The sequence below is a fragment of the Bacteroidales bacterium genome (assembly GCA_035353855.1).
In the GTDB taxonomy this organism is placed as follows: domain Bacteria; phylum Bacteroidota; class Bacteroidia; order Bacteroidales; family CG2-30-32-10; genus DAOQAK01.
In genome coordinates this window covers 41,331-61,942 of record DAOQAK010000011.1, presented here as the reverse complement: position 1 = coordinate 61,942, position 20,612 = coordinate 41,331, and the positions used below count along the sequence as shown (strand labels likewise).

Annotated in this window: 18 protein-coding genes; 4 read left to right on the top strand and 14 right to left on the bottom strand. The window is 31.7% G+C overall.

Going from position 1 to position 20,612, the window contains the following annotated elements:
* The first annotated feature begins 295 nt into the window (after positions 1-295).
* On the top strand, positions 296-511 hold the full coding sequence (locus PKK00_04300) for a helix-turn-helix transcriptional regulator (protein HNW97618.1): 216 nt from the start codon (positions 296-298) through the stop codon (positions 509-511).
* Complete coding sequence (locus PKK00_04295) at positions 512-1,114, top strand: hypothetical protein (GenBank protein ID HNW97617.1); 603 nt, start codon at positions 512-514, stop codon at positions 1,112-1,114.
* Positions 1,115-1,203: 89 nt separating this feature from the next.
* On the opposite strand, the gene PKK00_04290 is transcribed toward PKK00_04295, so the two are convergent.
* From PKK00_04290 to aspS, 8 genes are all read right to left on the bottom strand, one after another.
* On the bottom strand, positions 1,204-2,070 hold the full coding sequence (locus tag PKK00_04290; protein ID HNW97616.1) for a hypothetical protein: 867 nt from the start codon (positions 2,068-2,070) through the stop codon (positions 1,204-1,206).
* Entirely contained in the window at positions 2,070-2,969 is a 900-nt protein-coding gene (locus PKK00_04285) for a type II restriction endonuclease (protein ID HNW97615.1), read from the bottom strand. Before PKK00_04285 ends, PKK00_04290 begins: the two co-directional genes overlap by 1 nt.
* Positions 2,944-3,864, bottom strand: a complete 921-nt coding sequence (locus PKK00_04280) for a DNA adenine methylase (protein HNW97614.1) — start codon at positions 3,862-3,864, stop codon at positions 2,944-2,946. The genes PKK00_04285 and PKK00_04280 overlap by 26 nt, the downstream gene beginning before the upstream one ends.
* Before the next feature lie 68 nt (positions 3,865-3,932).
* Positions 3,933-5,696, bottom strand: a complete 1,764-nt coding sequence (locus tag PKK00_04275; GenBank protein ID HNW97613.1) for a hypothetical protein — start codon at positions 5,694-5,696, stop codon at positions 3,933-3,935.
* Between the two features lie 339 nt (positions 5,697-6,035).
* The gene (locus tag PKK00_04270; protein HNW97612.1) at positions 6,036-6,725 is read right to left on the bottom strand and encodes a PKD domain-containing protein; all 690 of its coding nucleotides are present in this window, start codon (positions 6,723-6,725) and stop codon (positions 6,036-6,038) included.
* Positions 6,726-6,882: 157 nt separating this feature from the next.
* The gene (locus tag PKK00_04265) at positions 6,883-7,113 is read right to left on the bottom strand and encodes a hypothetical protein (protein HNW97611.1); all 231 of its coding nucleotides are present in this window, start codon (positions 7,111-7,113) and stop codon (positions 6,883-6,885) included.
* A 156-nt stretch (positions 7,114-7,269) separates the two neighbouring features.
* Entirely contained in the window at positions 7,270-8,085 is an 816-nt protein-coding gene (locus PKK00_04260; protein ID HNW97610.1) for a DUF3108 domain-containing protein, read from the bottom strand.
* A gap of 60 nt (positions 8,086-8,145) precedes the next feature.
* A complete protein-coding gene (gene aspS / locus PKK00_04255) occupies positions 8,146-9,903 on the bottom strand; it encodes an aspartate--tRNA ligase (protein HNW97609.1) in 1,758 nt (585 codons plus the stop codon).
* A gap of 212 nt (positions 9,904-10,115) precedes the next feature.
* On the opposite strand from aspS, the gene PKK00_04250 reads away from it, so the two are divergent.
* Positions 10,116-12,707, top strand: coding sequence for a lamin tail domain-containing protein (locus PKK00_04250; GenBank protein ID HNW97608.1), 2,592 nt, complete (start codon positions 10,116-10,118; stop codon positions 12,705-12,707).
* 317 nt (positions 12,708-13,024) lie between these two features.
* Here PKK00_04250 and PKK00_04245 read toward each other — a convergent pair whose 3' ends face one another.
* The 4 genes from PKK00_04245 to PKK00_04230 form a co-directional block, all read right to left on the bottom strand.
* Positions 13,025-14,323 (bottom strand): hypothetical protein, encoded by a 1,299-nt coding sequence (locus PKK00_04245; protein ID HNW97607.1) that lies wholly within the window; start codon positions 14,321-14,323, stop codon positions 13,025-13,027.
* Positions 14,324-14,345: 22 nt separating this feature from the next.
* A complete protein-coding gene (locus PKK00_04240) occupies positions 14,346-15,020 on the bottom strand; it encodes a porin family protein (protein ID HNW97606.1) in 675 nt (224 codons plus the stop codon).
* 173 nt (positions 15,021-15,193) lie between these two features.
* Positions 15,194-16,651, bottom strand: a complete 1,458-nt coding sequence (locus PKK00_04235) for a M1 family aminopeptidase (protein HNW97605.1) — start codon at positions 16,649-16,651, stop codon at positions 15,194-15,196.
* A gap of 15 nt (positions 16,652-16,666) precedes the next feature.
* Positions 16,667-17,143 (bottom strand): hypothetical protein, encoded by a 477-nt coding sequence (locus tag PKK00_04230; GenBank protein ID HNW97604.1) that lies wholly within the window; start codon positions 17,141-17,143, stop codon positions 16,667-16,669.
* 134 nt (positions 17,144-17,277) lie between these two features.
* Here PKK00_04230 and PKK00_04225 point away from each other — a divergent pair, with 134 nt between their 5' ends.
* The gene (locus PKK00_04225) at positions 17,278-17,739 is read left to right on the top strand and encodes a tetratricopeptide repeat protein (GenBank protein HNW97603.1); all 462 of its coding nucleotides are present in this window, start codon (positions 17,278-17,280) and stop codon (positions 17,737-17,739) included.
* Positions 17,740-17,746: 7 nt separating this feature from the next.
* Here PKK00_04225 and PKK00_04220 read toward each other — a convergent pair whose 3' ends face one another.
* Both PKK00_04220 and PKK00_04215 read right to left on the bottom strand, forming a co-directional pair.
* On the bottom strand, positions 17,747-19,459 hold the full coding sequence (locus tag PKK00_04220) for a gliding motility-associated C-terminal domain-containing protein (GenBank protein ID HNW97602.1): 1,713 nt from the start codon (positions 19,457-19,459) through the stop codon (positions 17,747-17,749).
* 93 nt (positions 19,460-19,552) lie between these two features.
* Positions 19,553-20,527: a hypothetical protein gene (locus PKK00_04215; protein HNW97601.1), complete on the bottom strand. Its 975-nt coding sequence runs from the start codon at positions 20,525-20,527 to the stop codon at positions 19,553-19,555.
* Positions 20,528-20,612 lie beyond the last annotated feature (85 nt).

Below are 20,612 nucleotides of genomic sequence, written 5' to 3'. Positions count from 1 at the left end.
ATATACTTAAATTATGCTTTCCTTCAACGAAGCCATATTTTTCACAACCATCAGGTATTAATAATTTTTTTTTATTATATCTGAAGATACAAGTCTTAGTGCATCAACTAATACTTGAATTTTATAATTCCTACTTGTAAGGATAGGTGAATTTTTAATAGCTCTTTAGGGTTTAACGTAGATGATATTATGTCGTTCATATATATGACTTTTTAGTTTTGCAAATATATAAATAAAATTAAAATGATACTAATTGTATGTAGACTTTTTGTATATAAAATTTCATTTTTGCAAGATGAAAAATGATATTGTAAAAAAGTTTGGTAGTCGGATAAGAGAATTGCGACTTAAAGAAAGTTGGAGCCAGGAAGAACTTGCTGATAAAACAGGTTTTCATAGAACATATATAGGGATGATTGAAAGAGGCGAAAGAAATTTGTCATTAAGAAATATTGAAGCTTTTGCTAAAACCTTTAACATAAGTGTTTCTAAATTATTAAATTTTACATAGATGGCTAACTATAAAGAAATTTTTGGAAAAATAAAAAAAATCAAATTTGAAACACCAACTGTTTTCCATAGAGACCAAGGGACAGAAATATTTGTGGTAAGACCAAACAAAGAGTTTAAGAATTATGATATTAAGAAAAACTTCCAGATTTTTATAAAAGAAGGGGAGAGGGAGTTTAGACCCAATCATCTTAGAGTTATGATTGATTTACATTTAAGAGTTCGTTCAAGACCCGATTTAAAGAATAAACTTTTAATAGCATTTGATAAAATATTTTATCGTGAAGATCCTATCGATGCTATTAAATCATTGCGAAAAGAAGAATTTGAACATGAGCTGAACCCAATATCAATAATTGCAGTACTAAGCCAATTATTTATAATAGAGCAAGATTATAATTATACAGGAGAAAGTCATTATGACCCACCTACATTATTTTATCAGGGTTGGATTAGACAGTTCATTGATAGTTCAAAAGAAATAGATAATTTATGTATGAGTGTATGTAGTAGACAACCTCCAGCAGCTAAATACACCAATTACGAAAACAAAAAACATAAAAAATTTAAAGAGGTTAATTCCCTTTTATGGTATTTGGATTAGTATATGTTCAAACCATGGTAAAAGCTCCATTGTGTCTCCATGTAGAAAATATATGTCTTTATCTTGGGGTTTAAAATATGGTTCAAGATTTATTGTTTCTTAACTAAATCTCCATTTTCGTTAAGCTTATAATTAATTGTAATATTTAATCTTTTCAATTCTTCAAAAACATATTCACAATAATCTTCATCATATTCTTGTGCATATTCAAGTATAGTTGTACCCCACCATTCATTAATAGCTTTTTCTATTATTTGAAATGTAAAATTAAGAGTAAGGTCACTAAGTGGAATTTCAGGTACCGCAAAATGAATTATTTGATTTCTTATTTTGCCAAATTCGTTAAAAAGGTTAATTGGTGTTATTTTATAACCAGTTGTTGCCCATAGCCTATCAGGTAATTCGGAATACATTATTGTTTGTCCATGCTCAAGAAGATCTTCAAATTTAATATTGCCATCAACAATATTCGTTTCTTTTGGTATCTTATTAAAAACTAACAAAGGATGTTCCTCAACTATTTTAGCTTTTATTAATATCTCAAAGCCGTTTGCAACATGAACTACTCCCATCGCATATGAATATGGACTTCCTTGTTCAGAGAAAGTAGCATTAACAACTCCTTTAGCAACCATATATAAACCAAAATCTCTCATTTGATTAGCCATTCTCTGTCTATCTTTGATGACGAGATGATTGTTTGACCCATTTAATCCATGAAAAAACCCCAGTGTATATGCTTCTACAGCACTTTTATGTCTTTGATTGCCTTTTTGACTTTCTTCTAAATTTGAAATAAAATCTTCTAGATTAAAATTTAAAATTCTCTTATTACCATTTTCTACTCCTTTTTCATAAGCACAACAAGCACATTTATGTCTTCCAAATCCTCCTTGACTAATAGGTAAGTCTTTTATAATTAAATCTGATTCTTTATGTTCTTTTTTACAAGCCATTAATGTAAAATTTTATTTAATATACTATCTTTCAATATTTCTAAATTCAGCAAATAATCTGCTTTATCAAAATATTCTCTTAAAGGTTTTAAAGTCGATCGCCAACCGGCACCATCGGTAATCCAAATAAATTCAATTCCTTGTTTATTCCAATATCGGTTCATTTCTATATATTCTGTTGCGGTTGATTTTAGTTTTGAACCTCCTCCTCCATAAAAATTGCATTCAATAAAATAAAGTTTTCCTTTTTTATTTATTGCGAAATCAAGCTTCCTTGATGATTTATCAATTACAACTTCTAACCCCCATTGTTTTTTAATTTTCTCTGACGAGGCTTGAGACATATATTCTAATCCTAAATTTTGGCAGGTTTCTGAAACAAAAACTTCCACTAAGCCTTCCATTAAAGTGCCACCTCTGTTTTTTCTGCCATTGCTATCCAACCCAACTTCAACACCGGTAACATAATCAACAAGGTTTTTTATTTTCCTGTCAGATAAGATTTCACCTAATCCTGTATTTATAATAAAATCAACATAGTTATTCAATTCTTCCTTGTCTATATTCAGATCAAAAAAGTTTAAATTTTTGTATTTAAAATTTTTAGAATCAATAAGAATTTCTAATGCACCTTCTCTAATAGCCAATAACGTAGGAATTGCCCTTATTACCTCGGGATATTTATTTATTAAATTATATGCTTCTTCACGTAAATTAGTTTTTCCAATTAAATAGTTAAGTATATTTAATTCTTTCTCAAATAGCTCAACATTAATAAGAACTTTTTTCCAATTTACAAAGTAATCCCAAGTAGTAATTTTTTCTTTAAAGCTTTGCGTAATTTTATCGAAAAGCTCATCGTCGTTATTCAGATTAAGCAGTGCGCAAAGTTTGTTCATAGTTGTAATTTGTAATTAACAATTCATTTAATTGTCCGCGTTTATCAGCATTTGCGTTGATGTTTCTTTTGGCTTTGACCCTTGAAATTAAAAAATCAGAATAAATATCATCAAAAAAATTATCGTTGATGTTTTTTCCTTTAACATCGGAATTACTGAGCATCCATTTATGTCCTTGCTTTTCAATTTTTATACAAAAGTTTCTAAGACGTATTTGTTCATCGTCATTAAAATCATCTTTTGCATATGAATTAAAACTTGAAGTATTGCTTAATGGTTTATATGGTGGATCGAAATAAAAGAATGAATTTTCTTTAGCATATTTTAATGTTTGTTCAAAATCGCCGCTGAGAATTTCAACTTTCTGTAGTGCTTTACTAACAACTAATATATTTTCTTCATCACAAATAGTGGGTTTTTTATATGAACCCATTGGAACATTAAATAAATTATTTTTATTTACCCGATAAAGCCCGTTAAAACAAGTTCTGTTTAAAAAAATAAATAATGCTGCTTGAGTAATAATATCAGTATTTCTGGAATTATACAATTCTCGTTTCTGGTAATAATAAATTTTTTTCTTTTCAGGGTTATTTTCTAATGAATGAAATTCGTTTTGAAAAACTTTAAGAAAAGATATTAATTTTTTAGGTTCTGATGCAATTATATTATATGTGTTTATGAGGTCTTCGTTAATATCATTGATAATTGCTTTTTTTAAATTCGGAAAGTTATTAAGCATCCAAAATAAAACAGCACCACTGCCAACAAAAGGTTCAATGTAAATGAAATCAGTATTGGTCATTTTATAAGGCAATGATTTCTCAATGTCTTTAATTAACTGAGTTTTCCCACCCGCCCACTTTAAAAATGGTTTTGCTAATCTTACTGTCATATATATTATCTCAAATTATCATCCAGTAAAGTTAAAATATAATCAACACATTTTTAAAAAAAATTATTTTAGTGTTGAAATAGTTTTTTTCTTACAAATAACCAAGCCGCAAAATCGTCGTTTTCAGGAAATAGTATTTTGAATTTATGATTGAACATTGGCTTAAAGTTCAATTCAGGAATGTTATTCACACAACCATCGTACACAGGAAATGAGATTTTTTCATATTCCGATTTCATAAGAAAGCCATTAAATACCTTCTCATAATTATTCCATGTTTTCCGGTAAGCAATAATATCAGGAGTAACCAATGAATCTTCAGCAAGGTTGTTTCCCGTAAAACCAATTATTACCTTACTTTTTAAATAATACATATACGATGGCTCTTCGTAATTGGCAGCAATAACCAGTGTGTCGGGTTTAGGAAATTTTTCCTGTATATATGGAATGGTATAATCGAGCGGGCCCTTGTATTGATGGCTCATTTCATAAATGTGTCCTTTAATATATTTCATATTTTTCGATAAAGAAAAAATATACATTCCTGCAAAAAGTATAATGAGTATCATCATTTTAGTATTAATAAGTTTTGTACTGTTTACCGAATATTCTTTTAAAATCATAAAAAAATCAAGAATAATTATAATAGCCAGGATTGGCTGCAGGTATATGATATAGCGGGTATAAATGAAATTAGGGATTCGTCCGATAGCAAATATAAAAACAATAAAAAACAATGTCAGAAAATTGGAAATATAAAATAGTGCCGATTTTTTATTTAATATTTTTTTAATATGGAACACTAAAAATATTTTCAATATTATTGCAAAAAACAGCAACTCGAATTTTTTAAAATAATCAAAAACAATTTTAAAATTATCCCAATACATAAGATTGTTATAACCACAAAATTCATTCATGGCCTTTGATATTTCAAATGTTTTAAAATAGGAAAGAAACGGATAAACACCAATCAATGCAATGGCTAAAGAACAAATTACTGGCAGCGCTTTTTTTGCCGAAGAAATAAATCCCGAAATAAAACTTTGATAAACAAAAATTATCAATTCTGAAATTGCAACAGTTAAAATAATAATAAAATAAACCGGCGAGAATGTAAAGAAAAGCATCCACAACGCAATTGATTCAATACAAATAAAAACTATTTTATTAAATGGTTTGTAAAAACGAAAACTTGAATACATGCCAATAATCAAGCACGAAAGAAACATTACCAGCGAATAATACCTTGCTTCCCTTAATAACATTGCTAATGAAACCGACATCAATTCAAGTAATAAGAAAAGCGTTATAAAAGCAAATCGTGAAAAATTATCAGGAAAAATTTTTGAAATAAAAAAACCAATTAACAATAATCCCAGTATTCCTATAATAGCAAAGGTTGTCCGGTAAAGTGCAGTTTTTAAATAAATGTCATCTGTTTCCTCGGCAAGTAAATACCCTATTGTTCCAAAATAATATTGCCCCCAGCCGGTGCCTCCTACATAAGCATCATCTTTTTCGCTGATGCCTAATTTGGGATTACTGTGTTTAAGATCGTAGAAAACATTTTTCCCGTCGTGAACTTTTGGGTATCCATATTCAAGAACTCTTTCAGAACCTATTGCAGTCATGCCTTCATCAGCCCAAAATAACGGATAAGAAATATTTTTGAAAACACTTAAAAGAAAAATACAAAATAATAAAATAGCTATAATCAAAAATTTATTGGCATTCGCTGCTTTATATTTATCGTAATTAAAATCTATTATTTTAGAAGATGAAGATTTTGTTTTAACTTGAGCTTTATTTTGATTTGATTTCTTTACCATAAAATATTTATATCATCAGGTAAATATTTTTTTAATTTTTACCGGGCAGTAAATATAAAATATAATCCAATATGCTGTAAAAGTTTTTGGTCAAAGAAGTAATTCTGAATTAAGAATGCAGCGTTCGTAATTTGAAATTATTTTACTGTTTACTTTCCTTAACAAATTTTATTTGCCCTACGGATTTGTTGTTGTTGAAAAGTTGCAGAAAATAAAAACCTTCGGAAAGCATTGAAATATCTATTTGTGTGGCTTGTTCATTTATTTTTCCGTTAAGGATTTCAGCGCCTGTAAAATCATATATTTTAAATTTTAATTCGTAAGAAAAGTTTTGCTCAATTATAATTTTAGTTGTTGCAGGATTAGGATAAATATTCCATTTAAATTTTCTTTCCCCTGATTTTGAATACCTGAGTTATTAACATTTATGGTTTGAGTAATGTTATCGCTATACTTACATTTAGTTGCGATAAGAGTTACAGAGTATAATCCTGCGGTTGCATATTGATGTGTTGGATTTGCTGCTGATGTGGTATCGCCATCGCCAAAGTTCCAGTTGTATGTAGTTGTATTTACAGAACTATTTGTAAACGTAATTTGATTTACACCTGAAATAAAGTAATTAAATGCGGCCAATGGGTCATACTCGCCAATGTACCATTTCGCAAAGCTGTCGTACACCATTAACCTGGCGGCATTTTTGATTTTTACCGCATCAGAATCGGGTAATGATGAATTATACGTAATAAGCGTCGGATCTTTTCTGAACAGTGTAACATAAAAACTACAGGCAGCAGCATAAGTGCCAGCAACCGATGGATGACTTTCATCTGTTTGATATAATTCCATTAATGGAAAATTCTGTCTCAGGTAATGCCACACTGCGCCTACAGGAGAAAGTATGGCATTATTGCTGTCGGCCATCATACGGTATCGCGAATTTAAAAGACTGTCCATTCCTGTATATGTGCATACGGGCAGCCACGAGGCATAATTGGAAGCATCGCCATTCTTTCTTCCCCATGTCATATAAAATACGGTTTCGCTACAGGGGTTGTAAATATTAATGATACTGTCTAATTTATGAGCAAAAGGAAAAACTTCTGTATCAACCTGCTCTATCGGAAATGAAGGTAGCTGGCTTTGTTCCTGTAATACTACATAATCCCAGCTGCCTGTTGCAATTTTACTTAATGAATTTGTATTTGTTGAATGGTCCTGTAATGTATAACCACCGGGGTATTGCTATCAAAATTAATGTATCGGAATTTGAAAGCGCTGCATCGGCAATCACCTGGGGAAGGTTATTTACGTAGGTATAACTGTTACCAAGAAATAAAACTCGTTTTGTTTGATGCTGCCCGAATGATATTGTGAAATTTAATACTAAAGTCAGAATGATAATAATGTTTTTCATACCTAATAAATTATTTCCATAAATAACCGATTACATAGACGAGAAATAAAATACAAGGTTGCTTATCCATTTATTTGAAAACAATACACCACTTGAAATGCAATAATACATATGTTGTTTTATATTATTCTTTATTTTAACAAAGAAATTTTAACGTTATTTTATTTTTGAAGTTTCTTTATTTGCTAGTCCTGAATATTTTATTAGCTCCAGCTTAACTTTTCCAACCAATATTTCCGACTCAGCCAACAAAGGAACATGATTTTCATCATCAGTAACCCACATGGTCATAGGATAAGGATCATCAAATACATTGCCTGTTGCAACACTGGGTTTAAATTTAATTGCTTTGTATTTTCCCAAACCAATGGTAATATTTTCCTTTCCCTGGTAAATAATTTTTGAAGTATATATGCTATCGTCAATAAAGAAAGGCAGAGGGAATTCCTGTCCTATTTTAGCGCTATTAAAATCGATTGTCCTTGCATAATAAAATAACGAAATAATATCATGAATATTTTCGGGAACTATTGAATTTGTTGTTGTATTGTTTTTATTATTTACCGTTGTTGCTGTTTTTTTGAATTGATTAAAAGTAACATCCTGGCTTATTTTATAACCTCCTTCATTCACCCTGCGAATAAATATCCAAGGTATTAATGCTTCTTCATCAAGATACGTTTCGTAACGGTCAACAACTTTGTAAAAGAAATTAAAAGTCCCTTTAGTTAAACCCAAACCAACAATATGATAAGTATTACGATTGGCAACAACTTTGTTTTCATTTTTCACTTCAAGGTCGGCTTCACCTGCTACAACTTTTCCTGTTAGTATTGCATCATAATATGCTTTATAGCGAAGAGCTTCACCTCTTTTAAAAGCTTTATTTGTAACCGTTCGCAATGTTTGCGAAGAAACATTAAGTGCCGAAAATCCAATAAGAACAACAAGAATGAAAGCAATCTTTTTCATAATTCAATTTATTTTGATATATCTGTATAAAAGACAAAAATTATTCCAAAAGCAAATTACTTATGAATTCGTTTTAATTTTTAATTGAATTTCAAGTTCATCTAACTGTTGCTGTGAGATTACCGAAGGAGAATCAATCATCACATCGCGCCCTGAATTATTTTTCGGGAATGCAATAAAATCGCGAATAGAATCAGAACCACCGAAAACAGCACACCAGCGGTCGAAACCAAAAGCAATACCACCATGAGGCGGCGCACCATATTCAAAAGCATTCATTAAAAATCCAAATTGGTTCTGCGCTTCTTCATCAGTAAATCCAAGTACCTTGAACATTCTTTTCTGTAAATCCTTATTATGAATTCTTATAGAACCTCCGCCAATTTCAACACCATTAATTACCATATCATATGCATTGGCGCGCACTTCCGCAGGGTTTGTGTCAAGCAGTAAAATATCTTCCGGTTTAGGCGAAGTAAAAGGATGATGCTTTGCATAAAAACGATTGGTTTCTTCATCCCATTCCAGTAAAGGAAAATCGGTAACCCATAGCGGAGCAAAAATTTCAGGATTACGCAAACCAAGTCTGTTGCCCATTTCAAGACGAAGCTCGCTAAGCGCTTTTTGTGTTTTTTCGGTTTTACCAGCAAGCACCAACAATAAATCGCCAGGCTTTGCATCAAATGCGGCCATCCATTTTTTTAATTCTTCTTCATTATAAAATTTATCAACGCTCGATTTTACAGTTCCGTCGTTATTGCATTTTACATATACCATTCCATTTGCGCCTACCTGCGGACGTTTTACAAATTCGGTAAGTTCGTCTAATTGCTTACGTGTATATTCCCCGCAACCATTTGCACAAATACCTACCACAAGTTCGGCATCATCAAAAACTTTAAATCCTTTTCCTTTAACAACATCATTCAGTTCAACAAATTTCATTTCGAAACGAATATCGGGTTTATCATTGCCATAATATTTCATGGCATCGGCATAGCTTATACGAGGAAATTTATTCACCTCAAGATTCTTTACCTTTTTGAAAAGATATTTTGCCAATCCTTCAAACGTGTTCAATATATCTTCCTGGGTTATAAAAGCCATCTCACAATCAATCTGCGTAAATTCCGGTTGACGGTCGGCACGCAAATCTTCATCACGAAAACATCGTACAATCTGGTAATAGCGGTCGTAACCCGCAACCATCAGTAATTGTTTAAACTGTTGCGGCGACTGCGGCAAAGCATAGAACTGTCCGGGATTCATACGCGAAGGCACTACAAAATCGCGGGCACCTTCGGGTGTGGATTTAATCATATAAGGTGTTTCTATTTCCATGAAGCCTTGCGAATTCAGGTAGTTCCTGGTTTCTATTGCCATTTTATGACGCAGTTCCATGTTTTTCTTTATCACATTTCTGCGTAAGTCAAGGTAACGGTATTTCATTCGCAACTCATCACCACCATCCGAATTATCTTCAATAGTAAAAGGAGGTGTTTTCGATTCATTCAAAACTTCCAGTTCATCAACAAGTATCTCTATTTCGCCAGTAGGAATTTTTAAATTTTTACTGCTTCTTTCTATTACAGTTCCATTTGCTTTAATCACAAATTCACGCCCCATAGCTCTAGCTTTTTCGCATAATGCAGCATGGGTATCCATATTAAAAGCAAGTTGTGTAATTCCGTAACGGTCGCGCAAATCAATAAAAGTCATACCTCCTAAATCTCTCGATTTTTGTATCCATCCGCAAAGCGTAACTTTTGTCCCGACATTTTTTATTGTCAATTCCCCGCAAGTGTGTGTACGTAACATAAAGTAAAATTTATTTTTTGCGAAGTTATAAAAAAGTAATGAGTTTTATTTATCCTGAACCAAATCCAATTTTTGAAAGAAAATATTTCTTATTAAAAATTACCAGTTACAAACCCAAACCTGTCAGCTATTGATAAAACAAACCAATTATAAATTCACTATTGTTCAATGAGAATATTATGAATTATTTTACCTGCATCTTAAATTTTTTTATGAAAAAAATATTTTTCTTTCTTCTGCTTGTTCCGTCATTTGGATTCAGTCAGTTTTCTGATGATTTTTCAGATGGTAATTTTTCTGCGAATCCTTTATGGGTTGGTGATATTGCAAAATTTGAAATCAACAGTTCCAAACAACTTCACTTGAATGCTACAGGAGCAGATACTTCAATATTATATACAAACAATCATTTGGTAAATAATAATGAATGGCAGTTTTGGGTAAAACTTTCGTTTGCCACATCATCCAATAATAATGCAAGAGTATACCTTATTTCTGACCAGCAAAATATTGCCGGTTCATTAAATGGATATTTTGTACAGATAGGGGAAGCGAACGACAGCATCGGGTTATACAAACAAAGCGGAACAACAATAAAAATTATCATTCACGGTAAATTTACTTATACCAACAATTCAACAAATACTTTTCGAATTAAAGTTACCCGTGATGATACGGGAACCTGGAAATTATATTCTGCTTCTGATGGTGGCACTGTATTTCAACTAGAAGGAAGTGGCTTTGATAATACATTTACAACAACATCATGGTTTGGAGTTTTTTGTAAATACACAACCAGTAATGCAACAAAATTTTATTTTGATGATTTTTATGTAGGACCTATAATAGTTGATACTTTCCCTCCTGAAATTAATTCAATAAATATCATTTCTCAAACACAATTAAATGTATATTTTTCTGAAAATATTGATACTTCTACAGCGTTAACAATTACAAATTATAACGTAGATAATGGAATAGGAAACCCTGTATCCGTTGAATTTGATGTAAATAACGGTGCTTTAATGCATTTGAATTTTTCAACAGTATTCACTGAAGGAATATTTTATAATTTAATGGTAAATAATATAAAGGATCTGAATGGTAATTTTATGTTGTCTTCGAGCACAGAATTTATTTTATATACCCCAAAAGAACATGATATTGTTATCAATGAAATAATGGCCGACCCCGACCCTATTGTTGGTTTAGCCAATTATGAATATGTTGAATTGTATAACCGAACTGAATATCCTATTAAAATGCAAAACTGGAAATTCGCGATGGGCAGCACCATTAAACAAATTCCGGATGCAACACTTGATCCTCATTCTTATATTTTATTTTCATCAGCAAGCGGACAGGAATCAATCTCAACATACGGAATGGCCCTGGCAATACCAAGTTTTTCAATTACAAATAACGGTGAAACTTTAACACTTTATGATTCGCTTTACCATGTTATTTCTACTGTTTCTTACACCGACGATTGGTATAAAGATGCTAATAAAAAAGATGGCGGCTGGTCACTTGAACAGATTGACCCGAACAACCCATGCGGAGGAAAAGATAACTGGAAAGCATCAACGGGAATATTAGGCGGAACGCCCGGTGCAGCGAATTCGGTAAATGAGCTTAATCCTGATAATACAATTCCAGAATTTTTACTAGTAACCATAATTGATAATTTTCATATTCAACTTTTCTTCTCAGAGCCGATGGATAGTGTGTTTCTTAAAAGTATATCAAAATATTTTATTGATAATGGAATTGGAAATCCAGCAAATGCAAATCCTGTTGCACCTCAATATTCTTCGGTAATTTTGGAGCTTTCATCTGAAATTCAAAATGGAATTATTTATACAATTACCATTAATGATACTTTACGTGATTGCACCGGAAATCCGCTACCGGTAAGTAGTTCAAAACGTTTTGCCATTCCGCAAACACCAACAAATAATGATATTGTAATTAATGAAATATTGTCAAATCCAAAAGATGATGGTGTTGATTATGTTGAATTATATAATCGTTCATCGAAAGTAATTGATCTGAAAAATTTTATTTTATCTTCTTACGACACTATTGCATCATCTCTCGAAAATATCGAAAACATTAGCGATGAAGGTTATTTACTTTTTCCTTCGGAATATGTTGTGTTAACAAGCAACCCGGCAAAAGTTAAAGAACAATATTACACTCCGAATCCAAATAATTTTATTTCCATGCTATCATTTCCTACATACAACAATGATGACGGGACGGTTGTGCTTGCTTTGAAAAATCAATCGGAAATTATTGATATGGTTAAGTATTCAACTGATATGATATACCCGCTTTTAAATTCATCAGAAGGTGTTTCGCTTGAAAGAATAAATTTTGAAAGACCAAGCAATGATAAAACAAATTGGCATTCAGCCTCAGAAACAGTAGGTTTTGGAACACCTGCATATAAAAATTCACAATCATCAGAGAATATTTTTTCAGATGAACAAATAACTATTTCTCCCGAAATTTTTTCACCGGACAATGATGGATATAATGACATTTTAAATATCAATTACAATTTTGATAAACCCGGATACATGGCAAACATCAGTATTTACGATACAAACGGAAGGTTGATTCGCAATCTAATAAATAATGTTTTGCTTGGAACTTCAGGAAGTTTTTCATGGGATGGCATTACCGATGAAAATGAAAAAGCAAGAATAGGAATGTATATAATTTACTTTGAAGTTTTCGATCTTAATGGAAATGTAAAACATTACAAGAGGTCAGCAGTACTGGCAAGTAAGCTTTGAAATTTTACTTCTTAATATATATCCACGATTTTTGCGTTTAATTATAAGTCTTAATAGCAAATAGATAATAGAAAATGGAAAATATTAAATTGAATTTATGTAGTATGTTTATAGTTTATTGCCGCTTGTTTGGTTGATAGCAGTAGGTTGATGGAGAAATATATTTTACTATTAACTATTGACCTTTAGCTTAACCAGCCGCTCAACCTAACAACCATTGACTATTTACCATTACTCCATTTTTCGATGAACTCAGAATGATCTGATAATCTCGGCAAATTTGCAGTACTGGCGGAAAAGTTGTAAAAAATAATTTATTAGTAATTCCTTTCCCACATTATTCCAAATTGATTCCCCAGCATATCATAATAACCTACACCTATAACAATTCTTTGATAACCAGAAATATCGACAGGTTGTAAAGGCGTATGATCATATATTCCCCTTTGTTCATAAAAATATCCGTTAGCAATGTTGTCTGTCCAGCCTTCGGGTTTGTATGCATACATAACAGGACCTGTATATATTTGTTTACCATTTCCCAAACTATCAAAACCTGTAATTTGAGCTTGAATCTGTGTTATAATGTTCTCCGGATCAATTATTGATTTATCGGGCAATCTGTAATCAAATGAAAAAGATGCTATTTTACCTTCACTATTCAAGTGAACCGTAGGGACTGCAAGAACCATCTTTTCTTTTTTCATAGTACAGGCTACGTTGAAAGTATAAAGCTTTCCATCTAAATCAAGAGTATAAATTCCTTGTTTAAAAGGATGACGGCTTGATCCATGAGGAATGGTATCAAAAAATTCTCTAATAAAAGTTAATCCAAATAATCTCGAATCTCCCCAATGATGGAGTATTGAAATGTCAGAATAGGTGCTATCCAAGGGTCCTGTTAAAACTGCATTTTGAGGATAAGGCAATCCACCCACTCCATGAAAATTCATAAAATAATTAATGTAATAATCCAGGCTATCCGTTATTTCAAATGAAGTATTATCAATTCCATATTTGCCGGCATAAGTATCATACGAAGAAAATACAAATAAATATTGGTCATCTGCAATATCAATGGCGCCATCATTATCAGCATCAAGGTTTTTGGCAAGTGCTTCAAAAAAACTGTCAAATTCTTTCAAGCTTTCAATCTGGTCTGGTGTAATAATAATTTCATTGCCAAAAGGGTCGTGTGCCGGAAGTATGCTGCCGCCAACCATTTGCAGATCTTTCAAATCAATAGTAGTGGTTTCGCCTTCTGTTAGTTTACCTAAAGGAAGCAGGTCTAACCCCTGATTACTTAAGTTCCCAATATATTTATTATTAGCATCCAGAAAAACCAATGCTGTTGCTGCACCAATATTTGATTCGGCAACAAAAGAGCTGTCAATAATATCAATCATCTCATAATTAAACCCTCCATGGCCATCTCCGCTAATCCCTGCAATGACAAGTATTTTCTTGGCATCGGCAAGTGATAATGAGCCTTTCGAATCCTGACCGAGTATATTATGTGAAATTCGTCCTTTGATAGTAACCTGTTGTACTTCTTCCTGTGGCTTGCAACCAAAGATGAAAAGTATCACAACAAAAAAAAGAAAATATTTTTTCATAGAACAGTCATTAAAATTTTTACTAATCATGTTTACCAAAATTATATGATAAGCCAATTAAAATATTTGTATTATTCGTTTTTATGGTCCCATCGTTATATACATGTACTTTACTAACGTTATATATTCCCAGATTATCATGCAATTCAACAGATAAAACCAATCTATTACTAATTGGTTTTGACAAACCCAGACCAAATGAAAAACCATAATCCATGCGCTTATCATTATCAGTATTATCAGCGGTGTTTACAGTCAAAACAGGATCATCAACCACAAATTTTTGTTGAAGCAAATATGCTGCAAAGCCACCTGCTTCAAAAAAGAAATTAACTTTCTTTTGAATATTGTATCTGAAAAGCAATGGTATTGTTATATAATCAAAGTTTGAGAATGTTTTTATTTCCGATATAATATTTCCACTGGTATCTGTTTGTTGTGATTTTCCTACTGCACCTTTACGTTCATATGCTATGGCTGTACATACAGTATATTTCTCAGAAATATTAAACTGAAACGAAAAACCACCACAATAACCAAATGCAGAAGTATTTTTTTCTTTAATAATTTCATTACCTCTTAAATTACGTAAACCAAAACCTCCATAAAAACCAATCCCGGTTTTAGATTGTTGTGCAAATCCCGAAAAAGAAAATATCGTAAAAACGAAAAACAGAATTCCATATTTTTTTTTCATAATTCTAAATAAAAGGCTTAATTTTTCTTATCTATCTATATATTTATTTAACAAAGATATGAAAAAAGAATTTTATATCCCACAAAAGATAGAACTACAAAAGCTTTTAGTAAATGATTGTAATAAGAAAGAAATTTTCTTACTTAATAATTGAATATGATTCTATAAAAAAATTATTCTTTAACAAATTTCTTTATAATAAAACTATTGCCATTACTGATTTTTAGAAAATAAATTCCTTTACTCAAATCTTCAATATTTATTTCCTGCTTATCGGAATTACCGTTAAGTGTTTTTATCAAACGCCCGGTAATATCAGTGATTACAAATGTTTTGTTCCTTTTCTCCGGAATGGAAAAATTAATATTCAATTTATCAGTACAGGGATTGGGTGATATTTCAAAATCAATGTTATTCTCAAATTCATTAATATTTGTAATCGTACCAACTTTATTTAAAACCCAATTATTCGGGTCAACCACAATACCGGTAATAGTTTTATGAATTGGGATTTTATAATTGTTCACATTATCGGTTTGGTAAACCCTGATAAGCGTATCGCCGGAAGCCGATTTCAATTTATATTCCATCAACATTTTGAAAAGAGGCGTTACTGTTGACGAAGTCGTTTGTGTTGAAGTAAAATAAAGTGTATCATTTGCCTGAGTCCATGTTACTTTGTATGTGGGATAACCTTCGCCATAATACCATTGATTGAAGAAATCGGTGAAATCCTTGCCTGATAAGGTTTCTGCCACTGATTTAAAATCATCTCCTGTTGAAACACTTTTATTATACTGTGTTTGAAAAGTTTTTAAAATATTGAAAAATAAAGTGTCGTCCTGCAATTCAAAACGAAGCATGTGAATAATTGCCGATCCTTTATCGTATGACAAACGCGAATCGAAAATCCTGTTTTCATCAGTAATATCAGCAAGCGGAACATAAACACTACCGCCGGTTTGCGACATTACATTGTTATAAACGCTAAGCATATTTGAATTAGCAGCAGCCAATGAATGCAAATATTCCAGGCTCAGGTATTCTCCGTATGAAGCGAAACCTTCATTAATCCATATATCGCTCCATGTTTTGCAAGTCACATTATCGCCAAACCACATATGTGCCAGCTCATGACAGGTAAGCATAAAATCAAAATATCCAAGCGTAGTCATAGTTTGATGCTCCATTCCACCACTAAGCGGAGCCATGCTGTGTCCGTATTTTTCATTGCTGAAAGGATATGGACCAAAAAGATGGGAATATAATTCTATCATCTGCGCTGTACTGTCAATAATATTTTTAAAATTATTAAGAGTAGCCGGATTATCGTAAACATAATTCTGAACCATTAGTGAATCAACGCCAACAGGATGACAGTAAAAAGTATAATCAACATATTTTGCAACTGCTACAGAAATCAGGTAGCAATCAATTGGGTTACGTGACTTCCACTCATAGCGCGCTTTTCCATTTCCCAAATTAACAACATTTGTAAGTATTCCATTCGAGCCTACTTTGTTGGTACTATCTGTTGTAACGAATACCCAGCTTGAATCGGCTTTATCTGATAATTCTTGTTTACAGGGCCACCACTGATTTCCATTGAATGGTTCCGATAAAGTCCACACCACTTCATTGCCCCACTACTGGCTGGTTCCATGCGATATTCCCGAAAAGAATCCACCTGAAGGAGGTGCACCATGATAAAATATTTGTGCTGAAATATCAGAATTGGCAGGCAATGCAGAAGAAGGAATAATGTCAACAAAATCAGTAGTATGATTTACCGTACACAAACTTCCGTTTATTTTTGCAGAATCAACTGTTAATTCCGAAACCAGTTCCAATTCAAATGTATCCAGTACAGTGTTCTGAATTTTTGCATTTATTGTTACTTTTCCCGAAATGTAAGTTGATGTTCGCTCAAGATTAATATCAAGCCAATAGAATTTCACATCATATTTATTCATCAAAGCCACTGATTTGGCCGGACGGTTTTTCAATACCATTCCTTTTTTATAAGAATCGTATGTATTCTGAAAAGCAGAGTTTACAGGCATTTGTGAGTATGTAACAAATGTAAACTCAAGTAAAACAATTAATGTTAAAATTTTTTTCATTTTGTGTGGGGTGTTTGTGTTTAAAAAGTTTATTGTTTCATATGATTGTTTTTTAAAAACTTCCATTTAAAGATACTTAAATTATATGTTTGGTTGGTATTTATTTTATTTAATATCTTTGAAAAAAAATTATCATGAACCGATTTCTTCATTTAGCTATATTCTTATTGTTGGTTGTTATAGTAACACCTTCATGTAAGACACAGAAAAATGCAAATACCAGCGAAGATCCCAAATTAGTTACTTCACAGGATTATTTAAAAAAGGGAAATATTCAGTTAGATCTTAAAAAATATAAAGAAGCGCTAAAACTTTTAGATAAAGCCGTTGAACTGGATGTTGATAATGGCGAAGCTTATGCTTACAGGGGAATGGCAAAATATAATCTTAAAGATTTAAAAGGTGCTTTGGTTGATTATAATAAAGCTCTTGAAATTATTCCTGATTATGGAGAAGTTTATGATTTAAGAGGAATAGTTAAAGCGGAGCTTGGCGATAAAACAGGTGCCTGCGAAGATTGGAACCAGGCATTTAATTTTGGTTTTAATAAAGCTGCTGAACTTATTGAGAGATATTGTTCAGAAGAAAATAATTAAATCAATATTAATTTTCTTTTCCGATTATTGTTATCCATCCTTTGATTTCTTTTCTATCTGAACTTTCGGACAACTTTAAAATATAGTAATATACTCCATCGGGGCAGGAATTTCCATTCCAATCATTTTGATAATCTGAATTTTCATAAATTATTCTTCCCCATCTGTTAAAAATTACCAACTGCGAATTCGGAAATTTATCCAAGCCTTTAAAAACAAAGTTATCATTAATATTATCGTTATTGGGTGTAATTACATTCGTTTCTTCAACTTCACATTGCTCCAATGTAATTAATATTGAATCGGAAACTGAAATACAATTTGGAACAGTAACCAAAACCGACACCCAGAAAGGATTTAAACCACTGGTATTATTATCGGCAACTATTGTATTTTGTGGAAGTGTACTACCATCGCTCCACAGGTAAATAAAGTTATTTCCGTTATCTGCATTCAACTTTAATGACTGATGATAACAAATATTTGTATCATTACCGATATTAACAACAGGTAATTGTTTTAATAAAATCTGTAATGTATCTTTAAGAATACATGAATCGGAATTCAAAATTGTAAGATAATAATTACCTTCATTTATTTGTTGAAAAGCAGTAATTACGGGCGAAGAAAAACTTGAAGAAAAACTATCAGGACCAGTCCAGTTATAAGTTATTCCGCTTATGTTTGAATTAAGAGTTACATCATCACCGGGACAAACAGGGTTATCGCACAAGATAGATAAATCGGGAGGAGTAGGATTATTTAAAATTGTATCTGCAATATATTCGCAACCCCACTTATCAGTTACTGTAACACGATATAATCCGGCAGTAAGTCCTGAAATAGTTTGACCTGTATCATTATTCGACCATTTGTATGTAAATGGTGTTTGCAAAGTTGTTGTTGTACCCATGTTAACTGAAACCGAACCATTATTACCACCAACACAAGTTGGAGGGTTTAAAGTAAATCCAATAGATACTGAATTACAAGATCCGCCATTACAATTATTAGGAGTTCCGTCTACAGGTCCAAACCCCCACACAGGATTTCCATCGGTAATACGGGCAAATGTAATTGAACTGTTAGGAATAACATTTCCCGCATACTCAGCAACAGCAAAAGTTCCGGGATTTTCAAAATAAGATGAAGTACAGCATGAACAATAAGGCATCGGAGTTTCTATATCCGACGTATACTGTGGCCAGGTATATAAATCAGCAGCTGTTCCGCCAATATTCCAGTAAACAGCATCAATTGGAAAACTATTGATATCATAAAATCCTATCCAACCGGCGCTGTCATTTAAACACCATTTTTTACTGGAACAATGTAACGCATTTATTAAAGATGTGTTTATATCTGCATTTGGAACATTGCTTCCTCCAATCAGAAAATGTCCATTAGGTGGTATAACACCAAATAATTTAAAAGAACCATAATTTTGCCCCGTTCCGCTTGATGTTTCAAAAGCTATCATATAACAGGATATATCAAATGAATCGCAGGGATTTGCGTTGTATAATTCAATCCACTCTAAACCTAAATTAGGATTGCCACCATTGAGTGTATCAGCATTATAAAAACAATTTTCATTAATGCCCCCGGTTGGCGAGACCATTACTTCGTTAATAACAACAGGACATTGAGAATGTACTTTTAGAAATCCTGATAATAGAAATGAAATAACAAATAATATTTTACCAATATAAGTTTTCATGCATGTTTGGGAACAACAAATATAGCTAATGCAATTATCAGCATCAAGATTTGAAATGCTTTTTTTAAAACTATTTTGTTAAAAATGTTAATATTAATTTTTTAATAGTTTGTCTATTTCGATTGGCTGAAGCAAAGTATCCTCAACCCAGGGCTGAGTGTAATCGTATTTTCTAACTTCGTTTATTCCAAATTTTTCATCCATGATTTCTATCACAGGTTTATATTTTAAAGGTATACTATCGAGTTTAACGATATTATAATATGAAGTAATAAGGTTTCCATTATTTTGTAATTCCGGGTATTCGATAAGGATATTTTCCAATTTTCTTTTTAGCTGCATATGCCCCGGATCCCATGTTATTCCCCAGAAATAACCTTTATCAATAATATACTTACCTAAAATCTGATAGGGTACTATGCTACTAAAAAGTCCTCTTGAATTTTTCTTCGGATCAATTAATCTTCCATTAAAAAATATTTTAAAATCGGCTGCAGCTCCTATCAGATGTGTTGATAATAAAGTTTTACTTGCGCCTTTTCTGAAATATTTTTTTTGTTCATCAAGCATTCTGGGTGTTGATGAAACATCTATTTTTATTTTGTATTTTGGAAAAGCTTTATTTAATGCATTTAAAGCGCTATCACGAATTTCTAATAATGAGATGTCAAACAAATCTTTATCAAATTCTTTTATTTTTATCTCCTGCTTTTTCCCAGATGGTAAATATATATCTATTCTTGAAGTAGAATCGCAACGACAGCGGTTAAAAAATTCTTTGTAATAAATATTGCATTTATCAATTTCTTTAGGAAAGAGGATATTGCTTAACACGGGGTTTGTAAATATAAAATTCAAAAATGAATTGCATTCCTGTGATAATATTCCGTAGCGAGAACTTATATCATATAACTGCGAAAAGCCTTCGGTAATTTCAAAAGAATAGTTTGAAAAATTTAAATAAATTTTACAATCCGGTTTCGATGTATTCTGCGCAGTACAAAAATTTAAGGATAATGTAATGAATAAAATAAAAAATAATATTATATGTTTTTTTGTATAATTCATTTTACAAATTTATATTTTTTTATCCTTACCAACTTAATAAATACCCAAGAATACCTCATGTTTACTTTATTACAATAAAATATTT

Coding starts and splice junctions, on each gene's coding strand:
- PKK00_04245 (HNW97607.1), bottom strand. CDS start 14,323: ATGAAAAAATATTTTCTTTTTTTTGTTGTGATACTTTTCATCTTTGGT.
- PKK00_04265 (HNW97611.1), bottom strand. CDS start 7,113: ATGAAAAACATTATTATCATTCTGACTTTAGTATTAAATTTCACAATA.
- PKK00_04285 (HNW97615.1), bottom strand. CDS start 2,969: ATGAACAAACTTTGCGCACTGCTTAATCTGAATAACGACGATGAGCTT.
- PKK00_04295 (HNW97617.1), top strand. CDS start 512: ATGGCTAACTATAAAGAAATTTTTGGAAAAATAAAAAAAATCAAATTT.
- PKK00_04220 (HNW97602.1), bottom strand. CDS start 19,459: ATGAAAACTTATATTGGTAAAATATTATTTGTTATTTCATTTCTATTA.
- PKK00_04275 (HNW97613.1), bottom strand. CDS start 5,696: ATGGTAAAGAAATCAAATCAAAATAAAGCTCAAGTTAAAACAAAATCT.
- PKK00_04215 (HNW97601.1), bottom strand. CDS start 20,527: ATGAATTATACAAAAAAACATATAATATTATTTTTTATTTTATTCATT.
- PKK00_04300 (HNW97618.1), top strand. CDS start 296: ATGAAAAATGATATTGTAAAAAAGTTTGGTAGTCGGATAAGAGAATTG.
- PKK00_04280 (HNW97614.1), bottom strand. CDS start 3,864: ATGACAGTAAGATTAGCAAAACCATTTTTAAAGTGGGCGGGTGGGAAA.
- PKK00_04260 (HNW97610.1), bottom strand. CDS start 8,085: ATGAAAAAGATTGCTTTCATTCTTGTTGTTCTTATTGGATTTTCGGCA.
- PKK00_04225 (HNW97603.1), top strand. CDS start 17,278: ATGAACCGATTTCTTCATTTAGCTATATTCTTATTGTTGGTTGTTATA.
- PKK00_04270 (HNW97612.1), bottom strand. CDS start 6,725: ATGACATGGGGAAGAAAGAATGGCGATGCTTCCAATTATGCCTCGTGG.
- PKK00_04240 (HNW97606.1), bottom strand. CDS start 15,020: ATGAAAAAAAAATATGGAATTCTGTTTTTCGTTTTTACGATATTTTCT.
- PKK00_04230 (HNW97604.1), bottom strand. CDS start 17,143: ATGAAAAAAATTTTAACATTAATTGTTTTACTTGAGTTTACATTTGTT.
- aspS (HNW97609.1), bottom strand. CDS start 9,903: ATGTTACGTACACACACTTGCGGGGAATTGACAATAAAAAATGTCGGG.
- PKK00_04250 (HNW97608.1), top strand. CDS start 10,116: ATGAAAAAAATATTTTTCTTTCTTCTGCTTGTTCCGTCATTTGGATTC.
- PKK00_04290 (HNW97616.1), bottom strand. CDS start 2,070: ATGGCTTGTAAAAAAGAACATAAAGAATCAGATTTAATTATAAAAGAC.